Origin of the sequence: Brucella pituitosa, assembly GCF_003049685.1 — a bacterium.
Classification (GTDB): Bacteria; Pseudomonadota; Alphaproteobacteria; order Rhizobiales; family Rhizobiaceae; genus Brucella; species Brucella pituitosa.
Genome location: NZ_PYSY02000001.1, coordinates 1,509,642 through 1,531,172, shown reverse-complemented (window position 1 = coordinate 1,531,172; position 21,531 = coordinate 1,509,642). Strand labels below are relative to the sequence as shown.

Below are 21,531 nucleotides of genomic sequence, written 5' to 3'. Positions count from 1 at the left end.
ATAAACAGTCAGAGCGCGTTTCACTCCGGTCGGATTCTGCTCCAATAAAAAGGGGACCTTTTGGCCCCCTTCATTTTAGCGTTTGAAGCCTTCGCTGGCTCGCATCAGGTTCTTTGTATAATCGGCGTTGATATTGCCGTTTACGAGGTCTGATGCCTCAAGCTGTTCCACAACTTCGCCATTGCGCATAACGGCGAGCCGATCACACATATGGGTGACGACTCCCAGATCGTGGCTCACCATTACAAAGGTCAGCTTGCGATCACGGCGTACTTGTTCAAGCAGGTTTAGCACTTCCGCCTGAACGGAAGCATCAAGCGCCGAGGTTGGTTCATCGAGAAGTAGGATGCTTGGTTCGACAATCAATGCGCGTGCAATAGCGATACGCTGTCGTTGGCCACCCGACAGCTGATGCGGATAGCGGAAGCGGAAGCCTGAACCCAGGCCCACTTCATCCAGTGCGCGGACAATACGCTTTTCGCTGTCTTCCACGCCATGAATGGCGAGTGGTTCGAGCAAAAGGCGGTCGACTGTCTGGCGCGGGTGAAGGGAGCCATAAGGGTCCTGAAACACCATTTGCACAGTGCGGTAAAACGCCTTGTCACGCGGTGTCTTGAGCATATTCCCATCGATGCGAACTTCGCCGTCATCAATGGGTGCAAGCCCCGCCACTGCGCGCAGTAGTGTGGATTTTCCGGAACCGGATTCGCCAACGAGCCCATAGGACTCGCCCCGCGCCACTTCGATGCTGACTGATTTCAATGCATGGAAATGATCGAAAAATACGTCAACCTTATCAACGCTGAGTGCTGATGCTGTACTCATAGCCGCCATGCCTCCTGACGCTGCAAGGTGGGCAGGGGATGTTGATCCGCTCCGATCTTGGGCATGCAATTCAGCAGTCCTTGCGTATAGGGGTGTTTCGCATTGGCGAGATCGCTTGCTGCAATCTCTTCAACGATCTTGCCTGCATACATGACGATAACGCGGTCGCAGAAGGATGACACGAGACGCAGATCATGGCTGATGAAAATCAGCCCCATACCGCGTTCCGCTACCAGCTTGTCGAGAATGCCAAGCACTTCGAGCTGAACCGTCACGTCAAGTGCCGATGTCGGTTCATCGGCAATCAGCAATTCAGGTTCTGCAACGAGCATCATGGCAATCATGACGCGTTGTCCCATGCCGCCTGAAACTTCGTGCGGATAGAGCTTCATCACGCGCTCAGCATCACGGATTTGTACAGCTTCAAGCATTGAAATCGAACGCTTGCGAATTTCACCGCTGCTATACTTACCGTGAGCCTTGAGCGTCTCGGCAACTTGCCTGCCGATAGTCATGACCGGATTGAGAGAGTATTTCGGGTCCTGAAGCACCATGGCGACGCGACCGCCGCGCAATGCGCGGCGTTCACGTGCAGAGATGTTCAGCAGATCGATACCGTCGAACTGCAACGTCTTCGCAGTGATCTGCGCGTGTGGAGGTGTGAGTCCCATGATCGCACGCCCGGTTTGCGATTTGCCCGAACCGGATTCACCCACGATGCCCAGACGTTCGCGGCCAAGCGTAAAGCTCACGCCGCGCACGGCTTCAATAGCACCGGTACGGGTGGGGAAGGTGACGCGGAGATCATCAACTGTCAGAAGTGGCTTCATTGGTTGTTACCCCGCGGATCGAGTGCATCGCGCAGGCCATCACCGAGGAAGTTGAAGCCAAGGCTGACGATGAGGATCGCGATACCTGGCATGGCCGCAACCCACCACTGGTCGAGAATGAAACGGCGACCTGATGCAATCATTGCACCCCATTCCGGTAGTGGCGGCTGAGCACCGAGACCAAGAAACCCGAGGCCTGCCGCAGTCAGGATGATACCTGCCATATCTAGCGTCACACGGACGATCAGCGAAGAGGTGCAGAGCGGCATGATGTGACGCAGAACGATACGGAAAGGTGAAGCACCCATCAGACGAACAGCGGAGATGTAATCGGAATTGCGCACGGTCAGCGTTTCTGCACGTGCAATACGTGCATAAGGCGGCCAAGAGGTAATCGCGATTGCAATGATGGCGTTTTCAATGCCCGGTCCCAATGCTGCAACGAAGGCGAGCGCCAGAATAAGCTTCGGGAAGGCAAGGAAAATATCGGTTATGCGCATCAGAACGGCATCGACCCAACCACCTGCATAGCCTGCAACCGTACCGACCAGAAGGCCGATAGGCGCTGCAATGACAGCAACCAGCAGCACCACATAAAGTGTGATGCGGGAGCCGAAAATCAGGCGGGAGAGAATGTCACGTCCCTGATCGTCAGTACCAAGCAGATAACCCGGTGTGCCGGGCGGGAGGAGACGCGCATTGGCGAGATCGCCTTGCGTCGGCGAATGCGGTGCGAGCACGTTTGCAAAAGCTGCAACCAGAACCAGTGCGATGATAATCATCAGGCCGATCACTGCGAGTTTATTCGCGGTGAAACGACGCCAGATCATGTAGGAGCGGCCCATGCGGGCTTGCATGCGGGACTGTGGACGCTCGGAAAGCAGCCATTCGCGCCATGAAAGATTTGAAGTGTCTGTCATTTGACTCATCTTACGCGCGTCCTCGGATCAAGGAGCCGATACAGGAGATCGGACACAAGGTTGAGCGCGATAAAGACCGAACCGATGATAATAGTACCACCCAGAACGGCATTCATATCGGCGTTTTGCAGCGAGTTGGTGATGTAAAGACCAAGGCCGGGCCACGCAAAGATCGTTTCGGTCAGGACCGAACCTTCAAGCAGGCCAGCATAGGAAAGCACAATCACAGTCACGAGCGGCACGGCTGCATTGCGCAGAGCGTGGCCCCAGATGATCCGCGTTTCAGAAATGCCCTTGGCACGTGCTGCAATAATATACTCCTGCTCAAGCTCATTGAGCATGAATGAGCGTGTCATGCGGCTGATATAGGCGAGGCTGAAATAGCCAAGCAGCGCCGATGGCAGAACAAGGTGCGAGATGATGTTGCGCAGGGCTTCCCAATCGCGCTGGATGATAGCGTCGATTACGTAAAATCCGGTAATCGGCGTAAACGTATATTCAAAGGTGATGTCGATACGGCCCGGCCCTGACGTCCAGCCAAGGCGGGCATAGAAAATCAGCAAGGCCAGCATGCCGAGCCAGAAAATCGGCACTGAATAGCCAACAAGGCCAATGATGCGCACGATCTGGTCGATGATACTGCCGCGCTTGACTGCCGCCAGAACACCCAGTGGAATGCCGAACAGCGCGCCGATAATCGTGCCGATGGTTGCAAGCTCCATGGTCGCCGGGAAAACGCGGCGAATATCGGTCATGACCGGATTTGTGGTCAGAACAGATGTTCCGAAGTCGCCTTGCAGCACACCTTTCACATAGAGGTAAAACTGCTGGTAATAGGGCAGGTTGAAGCCCATTTCCTGACGCACACGTTCAACCACATGCGCAGGTGCGCGATCGCCGACGATTGCCAGAACAGGATCAATCGGGACAACGCGCCCAATGAAGAATGTCACGGCCAGAAGGCCAAGATAAGTTGTTGCTACGATCACCAGAAAACTGGCGATCGCTAAAGCGATGGAAGAGGAGCGCCGTCGGGCGCCCCTCTTTTTAGTTGCGGTTGTTGTCGTGCTCAATTGTCTGACCGTTCTTCAGATCAGTCTTTGCTGATCGGTGCGAGGAAGTTCGAGTCGAATGTTGGGCCGAGCTTGTAGCCCTTCACGCTGCCACTAACGCCGGCAACTTCGGTCTGCTGAAAGAGCATCACGAATGGGCTCTGATCAAGGGCTTCCTGCTGAAGCTTCTGATAGATCGCGGCACGCTTATCGTTGTCGCGTTCCAGAAGCGCAGACTTGGTTTCTTCGGTCAGCGCTGGAATGTCCCAGGCATTGCGCCATGCAAGCGTTTTGTTGGAAGCATCGTCGCCATTGTCCGGGTTCGACGTGAAGGCTTCAGCATTGGAGTTTGGATCCCAATAGTCCATGCCCCACTGGCCGATATAGAGATCGTGGTTACGTGCACGATACTTGGTCAGCGTCTGCTTGCCATCGCCCGGAATGATGTCGATCTTTACGCCAGCTTTGGCAGCAGACTGCTGGAAGGATTCAGCAATACCGGTGACAGGCTGCGTGTTGCGAACGTCGAAGGTAATTGAGAGGCCGTCCTTAAGACCTGCCTTTTCGAGCAGTTCCTTCGCCTTTTCAACGTCGAGCTTGTATGGTGCAGCTTCGAGAGCGCCGAGAACACCCTTTGCCTGATAGGTCTGGCGAACTTCGCCAATACCCTTGATCAGGGTTGCGCCGATCGCATCGTAATCAACCAGATACTTGAAGGCTTCGCGAACTTCCGGCTTGGCCAGGTTCGGGTTTTTCTGGTTGAGCGAAATGTAATAGACGGTGCCCTTCGGAGCGCTGGCGACAGCCAGATCCTTGTTCTTCTGAACGGCTTCCAGATCACCCGGTTCGAGATTGCGTGCGACATCGACGTCACCCGATTCAAGCATCAGGCGCTGTGTGGCGCTTTCCTTGACGTGACGATAGAACACGCGGGCAAGCTTCGCTTTTTCGCCATAGTAATTGTCGTTGCGTTCCAGAACGACGACTTCGTTTGCACGCCAGTCACGAATCTTGAATGGCCCCGAACCTGCATAGCCAGTCTTGAGCCATGCTGCAGCATAGTCGGTTTCGTACTTATAATCGTCGGTTGGAGTGACCTTTACGGAATGCTCTTCGAGCAGCTTCTGGTCGACAACAGCGCCAATGGTGGCGGTGAGGCAGTTCAGCACAAAGCTAGGAGCATAAGCCTTGTCGACCTTCAGAACGAAAGTAGCATCGTCAACTGCCTTGGCATTTTCCGTGACATTTTCGCCATTGAGACCGAACTGGGTCAGAATGAACGCCGGGCTCTTGTCGAGGCGTACGGCGCGTTCGAACGAGTAAGCCACGTCTTTTGCGGTCAGCGGATTGCCAGAAGCGAACTTGATGCCCGGCTTCATCTTGAATGTGTAAGTGAGACCATCATCCGAAATGGTCCAGCTTTCTGCAACGCCCGGCACAACTTTGGATGTATCGTTGATGTCGAGGCGCACCAGCATGTCATAGGCGTTGCCGATGAATTCTGCTGGCGTCAGCTCAAAGGATTCAGCAGGGTCGAGCGTGATGGTGTCATCAATGGCCCAAGCCTGAACGAGCGTATCGGCAGGTGTTGCCGACAAAGCCGGATTTGCAGCCATAACTGCAGCAAGAGCTGCACCCGCTGCGAGAATACGAAAACGTCCGAAATGCATCATTTTAGTTCCCTTTCGTTGATTTTGTTTGGGATTTTGTTATCGAGCGATCAGGCTGCTTCGTGCCACGCCTGCTTCAAGACCCTTATCCAGTTTTCGCGACAGAGTTTCGCGAGTTCTTGTTCACTATAGCCTGCATCGCGCAGGGCAGTGACGAGATTCTGCGTGCCGGCGGCATCACCGATTTCATTCGGAATGGTCGCGCCGTCGTAGTCGGAGCCAAGTGCTACGCAGTCGATGCCCATGCGCTCGACCATGTAATCAACATGGCGAACCATATCGGAAAGCGGTGTGTTGGCGTTTTCTTTGCCATCGCTGCGCAGCATGGTGGTCGCATAGTTGAGGCCAGCAAGACCTTTGCTCTCACGGATTGCATCCAGCTGGCGGTCGGTCAGATTGCGCGCAACAGGGGTGAGGGCGTGCACGTTTGAATGGCTGGCAATCAATGGCTGATCGCTCAGTTTAGCCACGTCCCAGAAGCCTTTTTCCGTGATGTGCGCAAGATCGATCAGAATGCCTTTGCGATTGCATTCCGTAACGAGCCGCTTGCCTGCTTCAGTAAGGCCGGGGCCGGTATCAGGGCTCATTGGATAGGCAAATGGCACGCCATGCGCAAAAATGTTATTCCGGCTCCAGACGGGGCCGAGCGAGCGAAGGCCGGCAGCATAGAATACGTCGAGGGCTGCAAGATCTGCGTCGATGGCTTCGCAGCCTTCCATATGCAGTACGGCGGCAAATGTGTCGCTGTTGAGCGTTTCATCCAGCTCTTTACCGTTACGGCAAAGCTTCCAACCACCCGCCTCTTCGAGGCGCAACGCCAACGAGGCAAACTCAAGGGCAATGTCCAGCGATGGAGTGCGCTCCAGCGGCTGTGAAAGCGGCGTTTCATAGTGGCCATTTTCATCGGCCTTGCCGAGTTCGATATGGTGGCCTGCCGGAATATAGATCGCACAGATACCGCCAGCCAGGCCGCCCTTTAGCGACCGGGGCAGATCGATGTGACCAATCTTTGTGCCGTCGATGAATTCCTTGATCGGGTCACCGCCATTACGCTGGTTTTCCCAAAGACGCAGAAGGACATCATTGTGTCCGTCAAAAACGCGCTGCATTTTACATTCCTAGCTGAACGGCTGGGTAAGCTCGCCGCCCAATTCAAAGCCCGCCCGCAACAGGGTGTCAACACAAACGGAATTCATTCAGAATTGCGGATGATGAGCGCCCCACTCGAACTCGTGATATATAAGATGTTGCCCGCTAAAGGAGTCAAGCTCTCTGCTATCGAAGGTGGTATTTCTCGATTGGGAAACGGTGCAAAAACAAAAGGCTGCACGGGGAGTGCAGCCTTTTATGCAAAAATAGCATATACCGATGCTTAAACGGAATGAACTCCGCCTAAAAGCTATCAGAAGCGGTAGTTCACGCCTGCTTTGATCGAATGATTCTTCAGGTTATTGTACTGGGTAACGCCGTTTACCTTGGATTTCACGTCGTTGAAGCGCTGGAAATCGTATTCGGCCTTAATCGAGATCGGGCCGGAAATTGCCTGCTCGACACCTGCACCAATCAATGCGCCGCCTTCCCAGCCGGGAGCCGAAGTGGTTGCATCCTTGGCTTTGAATTTGGTTACGCCGTAACCTGCTGTGCCGTAAACGAGGGTCTTGTCGAACGCGTAGCCGACTTTGCCTTTTGCATTGCCGTTCCATGACTGCTGAAGGCTGCCACCGTTACCAATGCGGTGTTCGGCTTCTGCAAAATTGCCTTCCAGCTCGCCGCCGAAAACGACGTTGCCGCTCTGCATGTTCTTACCGACGACTGCGCCACCGAGGAAGCCAGTGCGGTTCGTGAATGGGCCTGGAACGCGGGACGAAGAAGCGCCAATCTGAGCACCAACATAATTGCCGGACCAGTCGTGTGGGCCTGACGCAACAGGTTCATTGTAGGTGTAGTCGGATCCGCCCATCATGTCGGCCGCAAAGGATGGGCCAGCAAAGGCGACAATTGCGGCACCGAACGCCGCGGCGATGTATGAACGCTTCAACATTTTTTACTCCAGTTTTCCCGTCAAAAACGCTGGCGGGAAATATGCTTGAACTCTTCTTTGAGGGGGCGATTTGGCTAGCCCTCATGCTGTTTGCTTCGTCGCTTGTGAATGTGTCCAAATTTAAGAAAATTCGAGCTAATTCGCAGGGGCAGGCCCGCGTTTTCGCTCATATGCTTAATGAAAGGTAACGATCCACAGAGCCTAGAGCATAATTCCTTAAACTTGGATCAGTTTAAGGTAAAATTATGCTCTAATTTTAAAGTGCTAGAGCGACCTTTGCGCGCCCAATAGGGCGCCCGGCGCTCTAGAGCATTTCCTGTTTTTTTGAATCATTGGAAATGCTCTATCTCTTTGTTTTTTCGCATTATCCAACGCAAAACCGCTTCGCACTTTTGCTGGAAATGCTCTAAATCAGTTTCAGCCCGCGCATGCTGATATGGCCGTGTTTGCCGACGATGATGTGGTCATGCACGGCAATGCTTAACGCTTTCGCAGCATCAATCAGCAGCTTGGTCATGTCGATGTCGGCGCGTGATGGTGTGGGGTCGCCCGATGGGTGATTGTGGACGACAATAATTGCTGTGGCTGAAAGCTCGAGCGCGCGGCGCACGACTTCGCGCGGATAGACCGGGGTATGATCGACTGTCCCTTGTTGTTGCACTTCGTCTGCGATGAGGCGGTTCTTTTTGTCGAGAAACAGCACCCGGAATTGTTCGCGCGTCTCATAGGCCATCGCTGTCGTGCAATATTGCACGACCTGGCTCCAGGAGCCGAGCACTTCACGTTCCATCACCATGCTTCGGGCAGACCGTTTGGCAATCGCTTCGACGATTTTAAGTTCCATAGCAATGGAAGGGCCGACACCAGGTGTTTCGGCAATCAGTTTTTCAGGCGCACCAAGAACTTCGGCGAGAGAGCCAAAGCGGGTGAGCAAGGACTTTGCAAGCGGCTTGGTATCAGCACGCGGTATGACCCGGAAAAGAAGAAGTTCAAGCAGTTCATAGTCTGCGAGTGCATCGGGAGCGTTCTTGAAGCGCTGACGCAACCGGTCACGATGACCCAAATGGTGCGGCTTCTCCAGCGAAGCCGCCATTTGTATGCCTTCATTGAAGCCGGGAATGTCGATGCTTCCCGGTTTTTTGTCGTTTGATGCCATTCTGTTTAAACCCCCGCAGAAACAGACAGACAGACAGTATGGAAAACTTTTTACCGCATGGATGGCGGGCCGAAAACATTCTTTGGTGACAGCGTGAAGATTTCACAGCCGTCTTTGGTGACGCCGACAGTATGCTCATATTGGGCAGTAAGCGAGCGGTCGCGGGTCACTGCGGTCCAGCCATCGGCCAAAACCTTCACGCCCGGTTTACCGAGGTTGATCATTGGCTCGATCGTGAAGATCATGCCTTCCTTGATCTCAACGCCTTCATTGACAGTGCCGTAATGCAGAATGTTCGGTGCATCGTGGAAAAGCTGGCCGACGCCATGGCCACAGAAATCGCGAACCACGGAACAACGCTCACCTTCCGCATAGGTCTGGATAGCCGCGCCAATCGCACCGGTTTTAGCACCTGGTTTGACTGCAGCAATGCCGCGCAGAAGGCTTTCGTATGTTACCTCAAGCAGACGCTCAGCAGCGCGCTTGATATCGCCAACCGCATACATGCGGCTTGAGTCACCATGCCAGCCATCGAGCAGATAGGTGACGTCGATATTGACGATATCGCCTTCGCGTAATGGCTTGTCGTCAGGAATGCCGTGGCAGACCACGTGATTGATCGATGTGCAGGTTGATTTGGTATAGCCGCGATAGTTCAACGTTGCCGGGAAAGCGCCGTTATCCATGCCAAACTCAAACACGAAGCGATCAATCTCGTTGGTCGTGACACCGGGCTTTACAATATCATTGAGTGCATCGAGGCAACGGGCGGTGAGGTTGCAGACCTTGCGCATACCTTCAAAGGCGTCCGGGCCATAAAGCCTGATCTGCCCCGTGTATTTCATCGGTGCGCTTGTCGCTTCGATATAAGTCACCATCTCAATCCGTCTTTCCAGAGCGTGTTTTGATCTGATGGGATCAGATCAGCGCCCTATCGTTTATTTTGACACGCATCTTAGTCCGAAAAACATTCCGTACTTTTCGGTGCGCGCTCTAATACTCTATCGGCACTACAGTTTCAGCATCGATGCCGTTTTCCGTTATTTGGCATCGAATAGCACAAGCCTCAACCCCAGCGGCCCTTGCTCGATCAAATGCGCGTGCATAAGCAGGGTCGAGATCGCCTGAGATGCTGAATCTGTTGCAATCGCTTCGCTGGATAATAAACACCATCACGCCCCGATAGCCAGCGGATACCATATCAACGAGCTCATCGAGATGTTTCGCACCGCGCGCAGTGACGGTATCGGGAAACTCGGCAAGGGTAGGCGTGCGGATGAAGTGAACATTCTTCACCTCCACATAGGCACGAGGTCGATCACCTTCATCGAGAAGAATATCAATACGGGAATTTCGGCCATATTTCTGTTCGCGTTTGAGAAGTCCATAATTTTTCAAATCCGGAATCATTCCCGATAGAATGGCTTCTTCCGCGATTTTGTTGGGCAGACCCGTATTCACGCCAACAAGCGTGTTGTCAGCTTCAACAATCTGGAGCGTATGCGGGTATTTGCGATGAGGGGCATCCGACACACTCAACCAGACGCGGGAGCCGGGAGCAGTCAGGCCGAGCATGGAGCCGGTATTGGGAACCGAGGCGGTAATAAAGCTTCCATCGTCAAGCGTAACGTCGGCGAGGAATCTTTTATAGCGCCGTTCTAAGCGACCGGTAACAAGGGGAGTGGGGAAAAGCATGAGCCGATGTAGGCTCATGAATGCTCTGTTGCAAGTAGGTTGATCGGATGGATCAGAACAGAACCCTGGCCATGTCTGCCCAGCTCATATCTGCTCCAAGGACCAGCATTGCTGCGATGAGCCCCGCGCTGAGCAAGGTGAGCGTTGTTCTCGTTTCACTGGTCATCTTCATCACCACCAAATCAATCATGAGTTGGTGGGAATTTTGCGCGGGATTTAGCCTGTAATGTGATGTGAAGATGGCTATTCGGGGTATTTTGCGGGCAATTTATCGGAGGAATAAAGGGGCGCCAAAGCGCCTATTCCTTCACCCAGTTGAAAACCAGCTCTTCACGGAATGCAAAGCGCACGATGTGGCTTGCGACGACGTCTTCCATCTGTGAAAGGCTTTCTTCGGGTGCTTCAACCGTTGTAACGAGATTATCCGGTTTAGCATCCATCAACACGATGCGATTCTCGCCAAGGTCGATTCGACCATGTTCGGGCGTGAACTCAACAGTGAACTTATGCGCCCAATGTTTGCATAGTTGTTGCAAATAGCGGCTGGCGTGTGTGGTTGGTACGATTGCTGTCGTTTTAGCCATAATCTTGCTGTCCATTTTCAAGTTTTACGGACAGTGCGTAACATTGCAATCGAAGCGATGTCACTGAAGAAGATATCAATTTTTCGGGAGAAAAATAAAAACCAGCAAGTGGTACGCCCAAGGGGAATCGAACCCCTGTCTGCGCCGTGAAAGGGCGCTGTCCTAACCGCTAGACGATGGGCGCCTGTTGCTGGTGTGGGTCGGCTTATAGGCAGGAAAATTCTGACGCGCAAGCCCTTTTTTAGAAATTATCCAATAAAAATTCATCTGCACAGTTCAGGCGAGGTTTCCAGCGAAAACAAGGAGATAGTCAGGATCTTGAAAGGTGTGCATGTCGAAAATCTGACGGCAAGCCTGGCAGTGGAGCGGCTCGTCTTTACATACAGTCAGCGATGTTTCTGGAAAGGAAAAACCAGCAAGTGGTACGCCCAAGGGGAATCGAACCCCTGTCTGCGCCGTGAAAGGGCGCTGTCCTAACCGCTAGACGATGGGCGCCTGTTGCTGGTGTGAGTGGGCTTATATTCAGGAAGAACCTGACTCGCAAGTCCTTAATCTAACTTTTCTAAAAAAAACTCAGATTAGGTCGAATTTACGTACTGCTGCATTGTGGATGATGTGCTCAACCCTTTGTAAAACAACAAAAAAGCCGGGATTTTATATCCGGCTTTTCTTCCTTATGATTTACGGCAGCTCCAGTTCCAATCACGTTCCGGCCCCACATCCACGTGAACTGACGTGGTATGGCAATAGGTGCCAACGCCGCCACGTCCCGGCATATTGCGGGCGAAACGGGCGATTTCGTGCTTTGAAACGCCATCGATCTGAATATCGGCTGCGGCACAAATCATATGAAGTGATTTGCGAGCGCCATTGACCTTGCGATTGTAAGATGGACTACGGTAGCCCGATGTAACCATGACAGGCTTACGGAAGCGCCGTTCCATGGTTTTTAGCATGCTAACAAGTTGTGGCTTGAGACAGGCTACATCCACTGTTTCGCGCTGCACCTTAAGGCCGTTTGGCGTAAGGCGTGCGAGGCCGGGAGCCGATGCCAACTGGACGCCAGCGTAATCATCATACTCGTTGGCATCGATATCGCTGTCGTCATAGATGCTTTTGCGATGCTTGATTTCGAACCCACCATTGGGGCGCACGCCAGGCAGCGAATAATTATATTCATGCTTTGATTTGGCGCCCGGTCTTACGACAGCAAGTTTCTTATTTTGTGAGGTGCCTGAACCGCTTGCAGCTTCATCGTTAAAGAGGCGCGCAATGCTACCTTGACCTGCGGTAGTAGGACGTTGTGGCGAGGCAAAGGCGTTGGCATTTTTGGCTGAGCCAAAGAGCGAGGTGACCTGCGTCGGTTTTTCTGATTCGGCGGGCTTAGGCGATTCAGCCTGTTTGGTTTCTTCTGCCGCAGGCTTGGTCTCAGCGGCAGCAGCCTGCTCTTTTGTCTGTTCCGGCTTTGCAGCTTCTGTCGCTTCAGGGGTAGGTTCGGGCGTTGCAGCTGCTGGAGATTCGCTCGATTTCTTGCCAAACATGCCAAACAGGGAAGTCGACTTCGTCTGCGGGGCGAGGGCTGCGACCTGAATCGATCCGTCTTGAGCTGATTCTGCTTCAGTTGCTGCGACTGTTGTCGGCTTTTGTTCTTTATCGGCTGGCTTTGCTTCAGCGACAGTGGTTTTCGCTGTGTTGGCCGTTGCAACGGTCTTTTGTGCTTCGCTCTTACCGGCTTCGCCTGACGCTTCGGCTGCGACCGTCTGATCGGCTGCACTCTGAAGCGTGTCGGCAATCATGGAACCATCGGCGCTGTTCGTCATTTGTAAAGGTGACGTGCCGTTGCCAGTAGACGTGCAGGATGACAGAACGAGCGCAAGGAGGGCTACGCTACCTGAAAGTAGTCTTCTGGTTGTCCGATGCGATGGTTCTGCGAATTTCAATGTCTGCTCCAGATCGACGTTTCAGCTTTTCGGCCTGCACCAGCCTGATAATCCGAAAAAAAATCGGCGTCCTGCTGATTTCGGGAGAGTAGTTCTCCCGTGTGAAACCCGCGACAATCAATCGATGGCGAGCTTACTCACAGAAACCGGTCGTCTGGACCGGGGTAGATAAACCAAGAGTTTCAGCGCTTTATTACGAATACATCATATTTGTAATCGCGTTGACGCGTGAATGTATAAATCACTGACTGATCATTTGTAACCAATTTTTAGGATTTTTAACTGCCAAACGCAACTATTGAAAGCACTATGTGTTTCATGTGGGAATAAACTACACGCATATTACAGCGATATAACAGAATGTTACTAATTGTAATTTTTGTTTATACTTGACGATGGTCGCCGTTTCAGACGGTGAGGAATGTCCCAATTTCAACTCGCTTGTTGACATGACACATCGAGTTGGTGCTATCCCTTTCACATTATATTATCTGTGTTGAGCTAGGTAACCCTCCTGGCGCATTCAGAACATCAAGATCGGACCGGAAACATGACCAAGAGCACGCGGCAGATTGCCAATCTTATGCTGGCAGCAACGGCCGTGGCGTTTCTTGCGGGCTGTGCCGGTGGTCCTGAATTTCAGGGTACGCCGCAGGAAGGTGCCAAGCGTTCGGATACCTATCCAACCTTTGGCCGCATGCCAAAGGCCGCGACCACTCAGATCACCCCGGAAGAAAAAGCACAACTTACTTCCAAGCTTGATTCTGACCGCACACGTCTTGCGGCCACTCGTTCTTCCAATGCAGCGATGACGCCTGCTCAGGCTGCTGCCTTGCGCAAACAGGCGCAGGAAGAAACAGATGCCACCCTCAAGCAGATCGAATCCGGAGCAGAGTAGCCTTTTTCAACGGAAAAAAGCTTCATTTCAGGACTGTAACAAGTCTCGACCCGATTCGATAACAGGTGTATAGCTCCTAACCCGGTGCATACGCGCCGTTTCATTCAACCCCCCTTCTGGAACAGGATCATGTCGGAAGAATTTCATAAAGTCCGTCGTTTGCCACCTTATGTCTTTGAACAGGTTAATCGCCTGAAGGCATCGGCGCGAGCGGCCGGCGCCGACATCATAGATCTCGGAATGGGTAATCCTGATCTGCCGACGCCAAAAAATATCGTCGACAAGCTTTGCGAAGCTGTTCAGGATCCACGTGCGCATCGCTATTCATCGTCGAAGGGTATTCCCGGCCTTCGTCGTGCACAGGCACAATATTATGCGCGCCGTTTCGGAGTGAAGCTCAATCCGGATACACAGGTTGTTGCGACGCTAGGTTCCAAGGAAGGCTTCGCCAATATGGCGCAGGCCATCACGGCGCCGGGTGATGTCGTGCTTTGCCCGGACCCGACTTATCCGATTCACTCATTCGGCTTCATCATGTCGGGCGGCGTGATCCGTTCGATCCCTGCAAAGCCGGATGAAGAATTCATTCGTGCGCTGGATCGTGCGGTAAAGCACTCCATTCCAAAGCCGCTCGCGCTGATCCTGAACTTCCCTTCGAACCCGACAGCTTATACCGCGACGTTGGATTTCTATAAGGACGTGGTCGATTTCGCGCGAAAGAATGACCTGATCATTCTGTCGGATCTCGCTTATTCGGAAATCTATTTCGACGACAACAATCCACCACCATCGGTTCTTGAAGTGCCGGGTGCGATGGATGTTGCGGTCGAATTCACGTCGATGTCGAAAACATTCTCGATGCCGGGCTGGCGTATGGGCTTTGCAGTGGGCAATGAGCGCCTGATTGCGGCACTTACCCGTGTGAAGTCTTACCTCGATTATGGCGCGTTCACACCTATTCAGGTTGCGGCAACCGCTGCACTCAATGGTGACGGCTCTGACATTGCCTATGTGCGTAATGTCTATAAGCAGCGTCGTGATGTGTTGGTGGATAGCTTTGGCCGGGCAGGCTGGGATGTACCTCCGCCAGCTGCAACGATGTTCGCATGGGTTCCGATTCCAGAGCGCTTCCGCGCGCTGGGCTCGCTCGAATTCTCGAAGCTGCTGGTTGAGATGGCCGATGTGGCTGTTGCTCCGGGTGTCGGCTTTGGCGAACATGGCGACGAGTATGTTCGTATCGCACTGGTTGAGAACGAGCATCGCATCCGTCAGGCTGCACGCAACATCAAGCGTTTCCTGTCCGCCAAGGACGAGAATCTGCAGAATGTCATTCCGCTTGAAGGCCGCCGTTAAGCGGTTTTAACCAAGCAAAGCAGGGGCCGCATGTTATCGGCCCTTGTTTCCCACCACGTACAAATTCAACAGTTCAGAAAGACAGAACAATGAGTGATGCATTGCGGATCGGCGTTGCCGGACTGGGCACCGTTGGTGCTTCGGTGTTGCGTATTCTACGTGACAAGGCCGAAATGCTCACTCGTCAGTGCGGTAAGCAAGTTACGATTACAGCGGTGAGCGCACGCGACCGAACTCGGGATCGCGGCGTTGATCTCGATGGAATTGAATGGTTTGACGATCCGATTGAATTGGCGAAAAGCGCCGACATTGATGTGTTCGTTGAACTGATCGGCGGCGATGAAGGTCCGGCCAAAGCATCCGTAGAAGCTGCATTGCGTGCAAGCCGTCATGTTGTGACCGCCAACAAGGCGCTTCTCGCAAAACATGGCGTGGCATTGGCCAAGATCGCTGAAGAAAAGGGCGTGCTTCTCAATTTTGAAGCAGCCGTTGCTGGCGGTATTCCCGTCATCAAGGCGATGCGTGAATCGCTGACCGGCAATACGGTTTCGCGCGTTTACGGTATCATGAACGGTACCTGTAACTACATCCTTACCCGGATGTGGGAAGAGGGTATTTCGTTCGAGGATTGCCTCGCGGATGCACAGCGCCTTGGCTATGCTGAAGCTGATCCCACTTTTGATATTGAAGGTAATGACACGGCTCACAAGCTTGCGCTGCTCACAAGCCTAGCGTTCGGCACGCAGATTGCTGCCGACGATATTTATCTCGAAGGCATCAGCAATATTTCTCTGGCCGATATTCGTGCGGCCGATGAGCTTGGCTATCGTATCAAGCTGCTCGGTGTTGCGCAGAAGACCGATACCGGCATCGAACAGCGTGTGCATCCGACCATGGTTCCGACTTCGTCGGTGATTGCTCAGGTGCATGGCGTGACCAATGCGGTTGCCATTGAGACCGATCTTCTCGGCGAACTGCTGCTTTCTGGTCCGGGCGCTGGTGGCAACGCGACTGCATCGGCTGTCATCGGTGATCTGGCAGATATTGCCAAGAGCCGCCCCGGCTTCCAGCATGGTCCGGTTTTCGGCACGCCTGCGAAGGCCTTGCAGCCTTATAAGCGTGCAAAAATGCGCAAACATGCCGGTGGCTATTTCATTCGCCTGACAGTCTATGATCGCATCGGTGCATTTGCGGCAATTGCCAAGCGCATGGCCGAGAATGACATTTCGCTTGAATCAATCGTTCAGCGTCCTCTGATGGACAGTGACGTGAGTGACGGTATCAAGACGGTTATTCTCGTCACGCATGAGACGACTGAAGCTGCAGTGAAGAAGGCGCTTGAAGCGATCTTCAAGGACGATCATCTGGTGAGCAAGCCACAGATGATCCGCATCGAACGTGCAGGCTGATATAATCTGACAAGGTTGCCGCTCTTGAAGGGCGGCAACGATTTTGCTAGAAAGCACCCATCGGAATAGTCCGATTTAGAGACAAACACGGAAAAGGAGGGCTGTAGGATGGAAGTGACACGTCATGATCGTCATCGTCAGTATGGCCCTGATTTTGCCCTGCAGCATTAAATTGTGCAGGGCCGATTAAGACTGAAATCAAAGTCTTTTTCTGCCTTTTTCTGAAGGCGCAGCTTGAATTGCTGTAGCCGAAAATTTGCTAGCACTTCGATCGAAGCTATTTGGACGCTGTTCATCAGTGCTTGGGCCAAATTGGGCTTATTGCCATGTCTCTTATCTCTGTTCAGAATCTTTCACTCACGCTCCATGAAACCCTGTTCGCAAACCTTGATTTCGTCCTTGGTGAAGGTGAGCGGCTGGGAGTCGTTGCCGCCAATGGTCGCGGAAAGACCAGCCTTTTGCGCCTTATTGTGGGTGAGGGGGAGCCGACCAGCGGTGCTATAACCCGCTCGCGTGGACTGAAGGTTGGCTATGTAAGCCAGTATGTCTCCGATGATCTGATGGATCTGTCTTTCTATGACGTTGTACTCGGCGGACTGGACGAAGATGCGCGCGACTATGAAAGCTGGCGCGCTGATATTGTACTCGACGATCTCAACGTTCCTGCTGAATTGCGTGAGCTTACCATTCGTCAGCTCAGTGGCGGCTGGCAGCGGCTTGCGCTTCTGGCACGCACATGGGTTTCCGAGCCTGACGTGCTTTTGCTGGACGAGCCGACCAACCATCTCGACCTTGAGAAAGTGCATCTGCTGGAAAACTGGCTTGATGCGCTCCCGCGTTCAGTAGCCGTCATTGTTTGCAGTCACGACCGTGCCTTTCTCGATGTGGTGACGAAACGCACGCTTTTCCTGCGCGCGGAGAAGTCGGTTGTCTTTGCTTTGCCTTATAGTCAGGCGCGTGTGGCGCTTGACGAGATTGATGCGGCCGATGCCCGTCAGTTTGAAAAGGACATGAAGACTGTTCAGCAATTGCGCAGACAAGCAGCCAAGCTCAATAATATAGGCATCAATTCCGGCAGTGACTTGCTGGTGGTAAAGACCAAGCAACTGCGTGCGCGGGCTGAGAAGATAGAGGAAAGTGCGAAAGCCGCGCATGTCGAGCGCTCTGCGGGCAAGATTAAGCTCGACGGTCGCGGCAGTCATGCCAAGGCACTGATCGTGATCGATCAGGCCGAGATTGCAACGCCGGATAACCGGTCACTTTATAAAACCGGTCAATTCTGGATCAATCCCGGCGATAGAATAGTAGTGCTTGGTGCTAATGGTACAGGCAAGACTCGGCTCCTGACACTGGTTCGCGAAGCGATACTAAATCCGGAAGGGTCACTTGCAGGCATCAAGGCGACGCCGTCGCTGGTGCTGGGCTATAGTGATCAGGCTTTGTCCGAGCTGAATGGTTACTGGACGCCGTTTGAAACGATCATGAAGCGTTTCGATGTTGGCGATCAACGTGCTCGATCTTTGCTGGCCGGAGCGGGTATGACACTGGAAATGCAAGCCAAACCTTTGTCCCGGCTTTCGGGCGGGCAGAAGGCGCGTCTTGCCATGCTGGTTCTGCGTCTGACCAAGCCGAATTTCTACATTCTCGATGAGCCAACCAACCATTTGGACATTGATGGCCAGGAAGCGCTCGAAGCCGAATTGCTGAGCGATGAAACTGCGAGCCTCATCGTATCGCATGATCGCAGTTTTGTGCGCAATGTGGGCAATCGTTTCTGGGTGATCGACAGAAAAAAGCTGCTCGAAGTGGATAGCCCGGAGGTTTTCTTTGAAACAATTGCAGGTTGATCAATAGGTAATTCTTCTGGTTGCTTTCGCGCTTTCTGGTAACATTTATCGGGTGTGTTGGTTCACGCCCGATCAGGACATGAAACCAAGCGTGTAGAGCTAAATCGATTAAGAGCTTGAGAGCAAAATATTTTTACCGTTCTTTCTGTTGCAGGAACCGCTTTCTCTTGCAGAGAACCGGGGACTTTGACAAAAGATTTGCATAATGTCGCTATAAGCAGCGACACTGGCGTTAAACGAACGCATCAACGTAATTCGAATTCAGGACTTTGTTCACATGGCCAAGACTGCAGAACAGCAACCGCACGGACTGGATCGCATTCTCACACTGGAACTCGTTCGTGTGGCCGAACGCGCGGCAGTGGCTGCAGCACGCCTTCGTGGACGTGGCGATGAAATGGCTGCTGATCAGGCTGCCGTTGATGCCATGCGTCAGGAACTGAATCGCCTTCCGATTGCTGGCACGGTCGTGATCGGTGAAGGCGAACGCGATGAAGCGCCGATGCTTTATATCGGCGAAGAAGTCGGCACCAAACAGGGGCCGGACGTTGATATCGCTCTCGATCCGCTGGAAGGCACGACGATCTGCGCCAAGAACCTGCCAAATTCGCTGGCTGTTATTGCCATTGCCGAAAAAGGCAATCTGCTCTACGCGCCAGATGTTTACATGGAAAAGATTGCGGTTGGTCCGGGCTATCCTAGGGGCGTCGTCGATCTCGATGCAACGCCGACTGACAACATTCATGCTATTGCCAAGGCAAAGGGCGTGAAGCCGCATGAAATTACGGCCTGCATCATGGATCGCCCGCGCCACGCGCGTCTGATTGAAGAAGTGCGGGCAACCGGCGCTTCCATTCGGCTGATCGGCGATGGCGACGTTGCAGGTGTGATGCACACGACCAACCCGGATGAAACCGGCATCGACATTTACATCGGTATTGGCGGGGCGCCAGAGGGCGTGCTGGCCGCTGCAGCACTGCGTTGCATTGGCGGCCAGATGCAGGGCCGTCTTCAGCTCAATTCCGATGAGAAGATCGCGCGCGCGGCCAAGATGGGCATTTCGGACCCTAAAAAGATTTATACGATGGAAGAAATGGCAAAGGGCGACGTGTTGTTCGCAGCAACCGGCGTAACCGATGGCAATATGCTTTCCGGCGTCAAGTTCGCTCGTGACTATATCCAGACGCATACAATCGTCATGCGCTCAAGCTCACAGACTGTTCGTGAGATTAAGGCTAGGCATCAGGACTTGTCCAAATTTTAGAACCATCGATATTTCGGCTCTGGCTGCCTGCAAATGGCGTTGTTCTGCGCTTCCGGTGCTCATGTACCCATAAGTACATTCCGCTCCGGTTCTCGAACTCCACCATTTTCGGTACGCCATAACCATAATCTCTTCTGGTTCCCGGCTTATGATCGGGCGGCGGCATTGCAAAAATGCCGCCTTTTGTGTCTTTAAGAAACCATGACAACAGAACGCTTTTTTCTTGGTATCCGGAATTCTGTCACTGGCCAAAAGTGGATGGACCGTCTTGGTCCGCGTGAGGCTAACACGGCATTGGCGATAGCCCAGCATCACGGTATTTCTGATCTGGTATCGCGCGTGCTTGCCGGACGTGGTGTGACGGTAGAAGGTGCGCCGGAATTCATCGATCCAAGCTTGCGCAATCTGATGCCAGATCCGGCAACGCTGACTGATATGGATAAGGCGGCCAACCGGATTGCCGATGCTATCATGCGCCGCGAAACTGTAGCGATTTTTGGTGACTACGATGTGGATGGGGCATGCTCATCCGCTTTGATGGCGCGTTTTCTGAAACATTACGGCATCGCGCATTCGATCTATATCCCGGATCGCATTTTTGAAGGCTATGGGCCTAATCCAGATGCCATGCGCGAACTGGTCGCAAAGGGTGCTTCGCTGATTGTGACGGTCGATTGCGGTACTAATAGCGCACCGTCAATCACCGCTGCGAAAGACGCCGGTGCCGATGTTGTGGTCCTTGATCACCATCAGGTTGGCGGTGACCTGCCGGATGATGCGGTGGCAATCGTCAATCCCAACCGCGAAGACGACATTTCACAGCAGGAGCACCTTTGTGCGGCAGGCGTTGTTTTCCTGACGCTTGTTCAGGTCACCAAAATTCTGCGTGAACGTGGAAAAGGTGCAGGACCGGATCTGCTCGGTATGCTCGATCTGGTCGCACTTGCAACGGTTTGTGATGTGGTGCCGCTTAAAGGCGTCAACCGTGCCTTTGTGGTCAAGGGCCTGCTGGTAGCGCGCAGTCAAAGCAATGCAGGGCTTGCAGCGCTTGGTCGTGTTTCGCGCATTGGCGAACCGCTCAACGTTTTTCATCTCGGTTATCTGATCGGTCCGCGTATCAATGCGGGTGGCCGTATTGGTGATGCAGGACTGGGCGCCCGCCTGCTGACACTTGATGATTCTACTGCTGCTGACCCGATTGCTGTTGAGCTCGACCGGCTCAATCAGGAACGGCAGGCGATGGAAGCCGAAATGCTGATGGAGGCAGAAGCGGAGGCTTCGCTGGAGATTTCCGGCGGGGCGGGTGCTTCCGTAATCGTGACCGCGAGTGACCATTGGCATCCCGGTATTGTTGGACTCCTCGCCTCGCGCCTTAAGGAAAAGGCACGTCGTCCGGCTTTTGCCATCGCCTTCAACGCCAACGGAACTGGCTCTGGTTCGGGGCGCTCGATCACAGGATTCGATCTCGGCAGGCTTGTTCGCAATGCTGTCGATAAGGGATTGTTGATCAAGGGTGGCGGTCATGCCATGGCGGCGGGGATTACCATTGAGCGCGGCAAACTTGGTGCGCTTCGGGCGTTTCTGGAAGAAGAATCTGCGGATATCGTCTCACGGCTGCGTCAAAATCAGAGTCTTTCCATCGACGGTGCGGTTGCCGCTTCAGGGGCAACAGTCTCGCTTTATGAATCGTTGCAGAAGGCAGGGCCTTTCGGGTCGGCGCATCCGCAGCCGGTGTTGGCATTGCCACATCATGTGCTGGCAGATGTGCGTGGCGTAGGACGTGATCATGTTCGTGTTGCTTTGCGTGGTGCAGACGGCAAACGCGTCAATGCCATAGCATTCCGGGCGGCGGAGGGCGATTTAGGGCGCTTTTTGTTCAATAATATCGGCCAGAGCGTACACGTGGTTGGCAATCTGTCGCTCAATCACTGGAATGGTTCGGTGACGCCTCAGATTCAGATTCTGGATGCGGCTGTGCCTATTTGAATTTTCTCAACTTTTTTGTCTTCACGCTCTTGTGAAAGTGGGGGGTGAATTCCCATATGAT

General features: G+C 53.3%; 20 protein-coding genes and 2 tRNA genes. 8 read left to right on the top strand and 14 right to left on the bottom strand.

The genetic code is table 11. The annotated features are described in order from the left end of the window. Positions 1-75 precede the first annotated feature (75 nt). From C9380_RS07585 to C9380_RS07560, 6 genes are read right to left on the bottom strand one after another with little or no spacing between them, the layout of a single operon-like run. Positions 76-825, bottom strand: a complete 750-nt coding sequence (locus C9380_RS07585) for an ABC transporter ATP-binding protein (RefSeq protein ID WP_024898946.1) — start codon at positions 823-825, stop codon at positions 76-78. Next, positions 822-1,655, bottom strand: a complete 834-nt coding sequence (locus C9380_RS07580) for an ABC transporter ATP-binding protein (protein ID WP_024898947.1) — start codon at positions 1,653-1,655, stop codon at positions 822-824. Before C9380_RS07580 ends, C9380_RS07585 begins: the two co-directional genes overlap by 4 nt. Then, on the bottom strand, positions 1,652-2,584 hold the full coding sequence (locus C9380_RS07575; protein WP_024898948.1) for an ABC transporter permease: 933 nt from the start codon (positions 2,582-2,584) through the stop codon (positions 1,652-1,654). The genes C9380_RS07580 and C9380_RS07575 overlap by 4 nt, the downstream gene beginning before the upstream one ends. Beyond that, positions 2,581-3,648: an ABC transporter permease gene (locus C9380_RS07570; RefSeq protein WP_024898949.1), complete on the bottom strand. Its 1,068-nt coding sequence runs from the start codon at positions 3,646-3,648 to the stop codon at positions 2,581-2,583. The genes C9380_RS07575 and C9380_RS07570 overlap by 4 nt, the downstream gene beginning before the upstream one ends. 20 nt (positions 3,649-3,668) lie before the next feature. Further along, positions 3,669-5,300, bottom strand: coding sequence for an ABC transporter substrate-binding protein (locus C9380_RS07565; protein WP_128093305.1), 1,632 nt, complete (start codon positions 5,298-5,300; stop codon positions 3,669-3,671). Positions 5,301-5,347: 47 nt separating this feature from the next. Next, a complete protein-coding gene (locus tag C9380_RS07560; RefSeq protein WP_128093304.1) occupies positions 5,348-6,406 on the bottom strand; it encodes a dipeptidase in 1,059 nt (352 codons plus the stop codon). On the opposite strand from C9380_RS07560, the gene C9380_RS07555 reads away from it, so the two are divergent. Then, a complete protein-coding gene (locus tag C9380_RS07555) occupies positions 6,383-6,673 on the top strand; it encodes a hypothetical protein (protein ID WP_105642854.1) in 291 nt (96 codons plus the stop codon). The two genes, C9380_RS07560 and C9380_RS07555, sit on opposite strands and share 24 nt — an antisense overlap. Before the next feature lie 26 nt (positions 6,674-6,699). Here C9380_RS07555 and C9380_RS07550 read toward each other — a convergent pair whose 3' ends face one another. The 4 genes from C9380_RS07550 to sfsA all read right to left on the bottom strand — a co-directional run bounded on the left by C9380_RS07550 (position 6,700) and on the right by sfsA (position 10,189). Further along, positions 6,700-7,338: an outer membrane protein gene (locus C9380_RS07550; RefSeq protein ID WP_024898952.1), complete on the bottom strand. Its 639-nt coding sequence runs from the start codon at positions 7,336-7,338 to the stop codon at positions 6,700-6,702. Positions 7,339-7,744: 406 nt separating this feature from the next. Continuing rightward, positions 7,745-8,494: a RadC family protein gene (gene radC, locus C9380_RS07545; protein ID WP_094539795.1), complete on the bottom strand. Its 750-nt coding sequence runs from the start codon at positions 8,492-8,494 to the stop codon at positions 7,745-7,747. A gap of 50 nt (positions 8,495-8,544) precedes the next feature. Then, on the bottom strand, positions 8,545-9,372 hold the full coding sequence (gene map, locus C9380_RS07540; RefSeq protein ID WP_024899035.1) for a type I methionyl aminopeptidase: 828 nt from the start codon (positions 9,370-9,372) through the stop codon (positions 8,545-8,547). A 115-nt stretch (positions 9,373-9,487) separates the two neighbouring features. Then, a complete protein-coding gene (gene sfsA, locus C9380_RS07535; RefSeq protein ID WP_024899036.1) occupies positions 9,488-10,189 on the bottom strand; it encodes a DNA/RNA nuclease SfsA in 702 nt (233 codons plus the stop codon). Positions 10,190-10,236: 47 nt separating this feature from the next. On the opposite strand from sfsA, the gene C9380_RS26775 reads away from it, so the two are divergent. After that, positions 10,237-10,416 carry a hypothetical protein gene (locus C9380_RS26775; protein WP_161662556.1) on the top strand — a complete coding sequence of 60 codons (180 nt, stop codon included), beginning with the start codon at positions 10,237-10,239 and terminating at the stop codon, positions 10,414-10,416. A gap of 72 nt (positions 10,417-10,488) precedes the next feature. Here C9380_RS26775 and C9380_RS07530 read toward each other — a convergent pair whose 3' ends face one another. The 4 genes from C9380_RS07530 to C9380_RS07515 all read right to left on the bottom strand — a co-directional run bounded on the left by C9380_RS07530 (position 10,489) and on the right by C9380_RS07515 (position 12,713). Further along, positions 10,489-10,773, bottom strand: coding sequence for a DUF2218 domain-containing protein (locus tag C9380_RS07530; RefSeq protein WP_024899037.1), 285 nt, complete (start codon positions 10,771-10,773; stop codon positions 10,489-10,491). A 109-nt stretch (positions 10,774-10,882) separates the two neighbouring features. After that, positions 10,883-10,957: transfer RNA gene (locus tag C9380_RS07525), tRNA-Glu, on the bottom strand. A gap of 236 nt (positions 10,958-11,193) precedes the next feature. Further along, positions 11,194-11,268, bottom strand: a tRNA-Glu gene (locus C9380_RS07520). Between the two features lie 179 nt (positions 11,269-11,447). Next, positions 11,448-12,713 carry a D-Ala-D-Ala carboxypeptidase family metallohydrolase gene (locus C9380_RS07515; RefSeq protein ID WP_128093303.1) on the bottom strand — a complete coding sequence of 422 codons (1,266 nt, stop codon included), beginning with the start codon at positions 12,711-12,713 and terminating at the stop codon, positions 11,448-11,450. A gap of 550 nt (positions 12,714-13,263) precedes the next feature. Between C9380_RS07515 and C9380_RS07510 the strand changes: the two genes are divergently transcribed. The 6 genes from C9380_RS07510 to recJ all read left to right on the top strand — a co-directional run bounded on the left by C9380_RS07510 (position 13,264) and on the right by recJ (position 21,470). After that, the gene (locus C9380_RS07510) at positions 13,264-13,611 is read left to right on the top strand and encodes a hypothetical protein (RefSeq protein ID WP_024899039.1); all 348 of its coding nucleotides are present in this window, start codon (positions 13,264-13,266) and stop codon (positions 13,609-13,611) included. Positions 13,612-13,740: 129 nt separating this feature from the next. Further along, positions 13,741-14,964 (top strand): LL-diaminopimelate aminotransferase, encoded by a 1,224-nt coding sequence (locus C9380_RS07505; protein ID WP_024899040.1) that lies wholly within the window; start codon positions 13,741-13,743, stop codon positions 14,962-14,964. 89 nt (positions 14,965-15,053) lie between these two features. Next, the gene (locus C9380_RS07500; RefSeq protein WP_111788151.1) at positions 15,054-16,373 is read left to right on the top strand and encodes a homoserine dehydrogenase; all 1,320 of its coding nucleotides are present in this window, start codon (positions 15,054-15,056) and stop codon (positions 16,371-16,373) included. A gap of 326 nt (positions 16,374-16,699) precedes the next feature. Continuing rightward, complete coding sequence (locus C9380_RS07495; protein ID WP_128093302.1) at positions 16,700-18,220, top strand: ABC-F family ATP-binding cassette domain-containing protein; 1,521 nt, start codon at positions 16,700-16,702, stop codon at positions 18,218-18,220. A 277-nt stretch (positions 18,221-18,497) separates the two neighbouring features. Then, positions 18,498-19,484 (top strand): class II fructose-bisphosphatase, encoded by a 987-nt coding sequence (gene glpX / locus C9380_RS07490; RefSeq protein ID WP_024899043.1) that lies wholly within the window; start codon positions 18,498-18,500, stop codon positions 19,482-19,484. Positions 19,485-19,685: 201 nt separating this feature from the next. After that, on the top strand, positions 19,686-21,470 hold the full coding sequence (recJ, locus tag C9380_RS07485; RefSeq protein WP_024899044.1) for a single-stranded-DNA-specific exonuclease RecJ: 1,785 nt from the start codon (positions 19,686-19,688) through the stop codon (positions 21,468-21,470). Positions 21,471-21,531 lie beyond the last annotated feature (61 nt).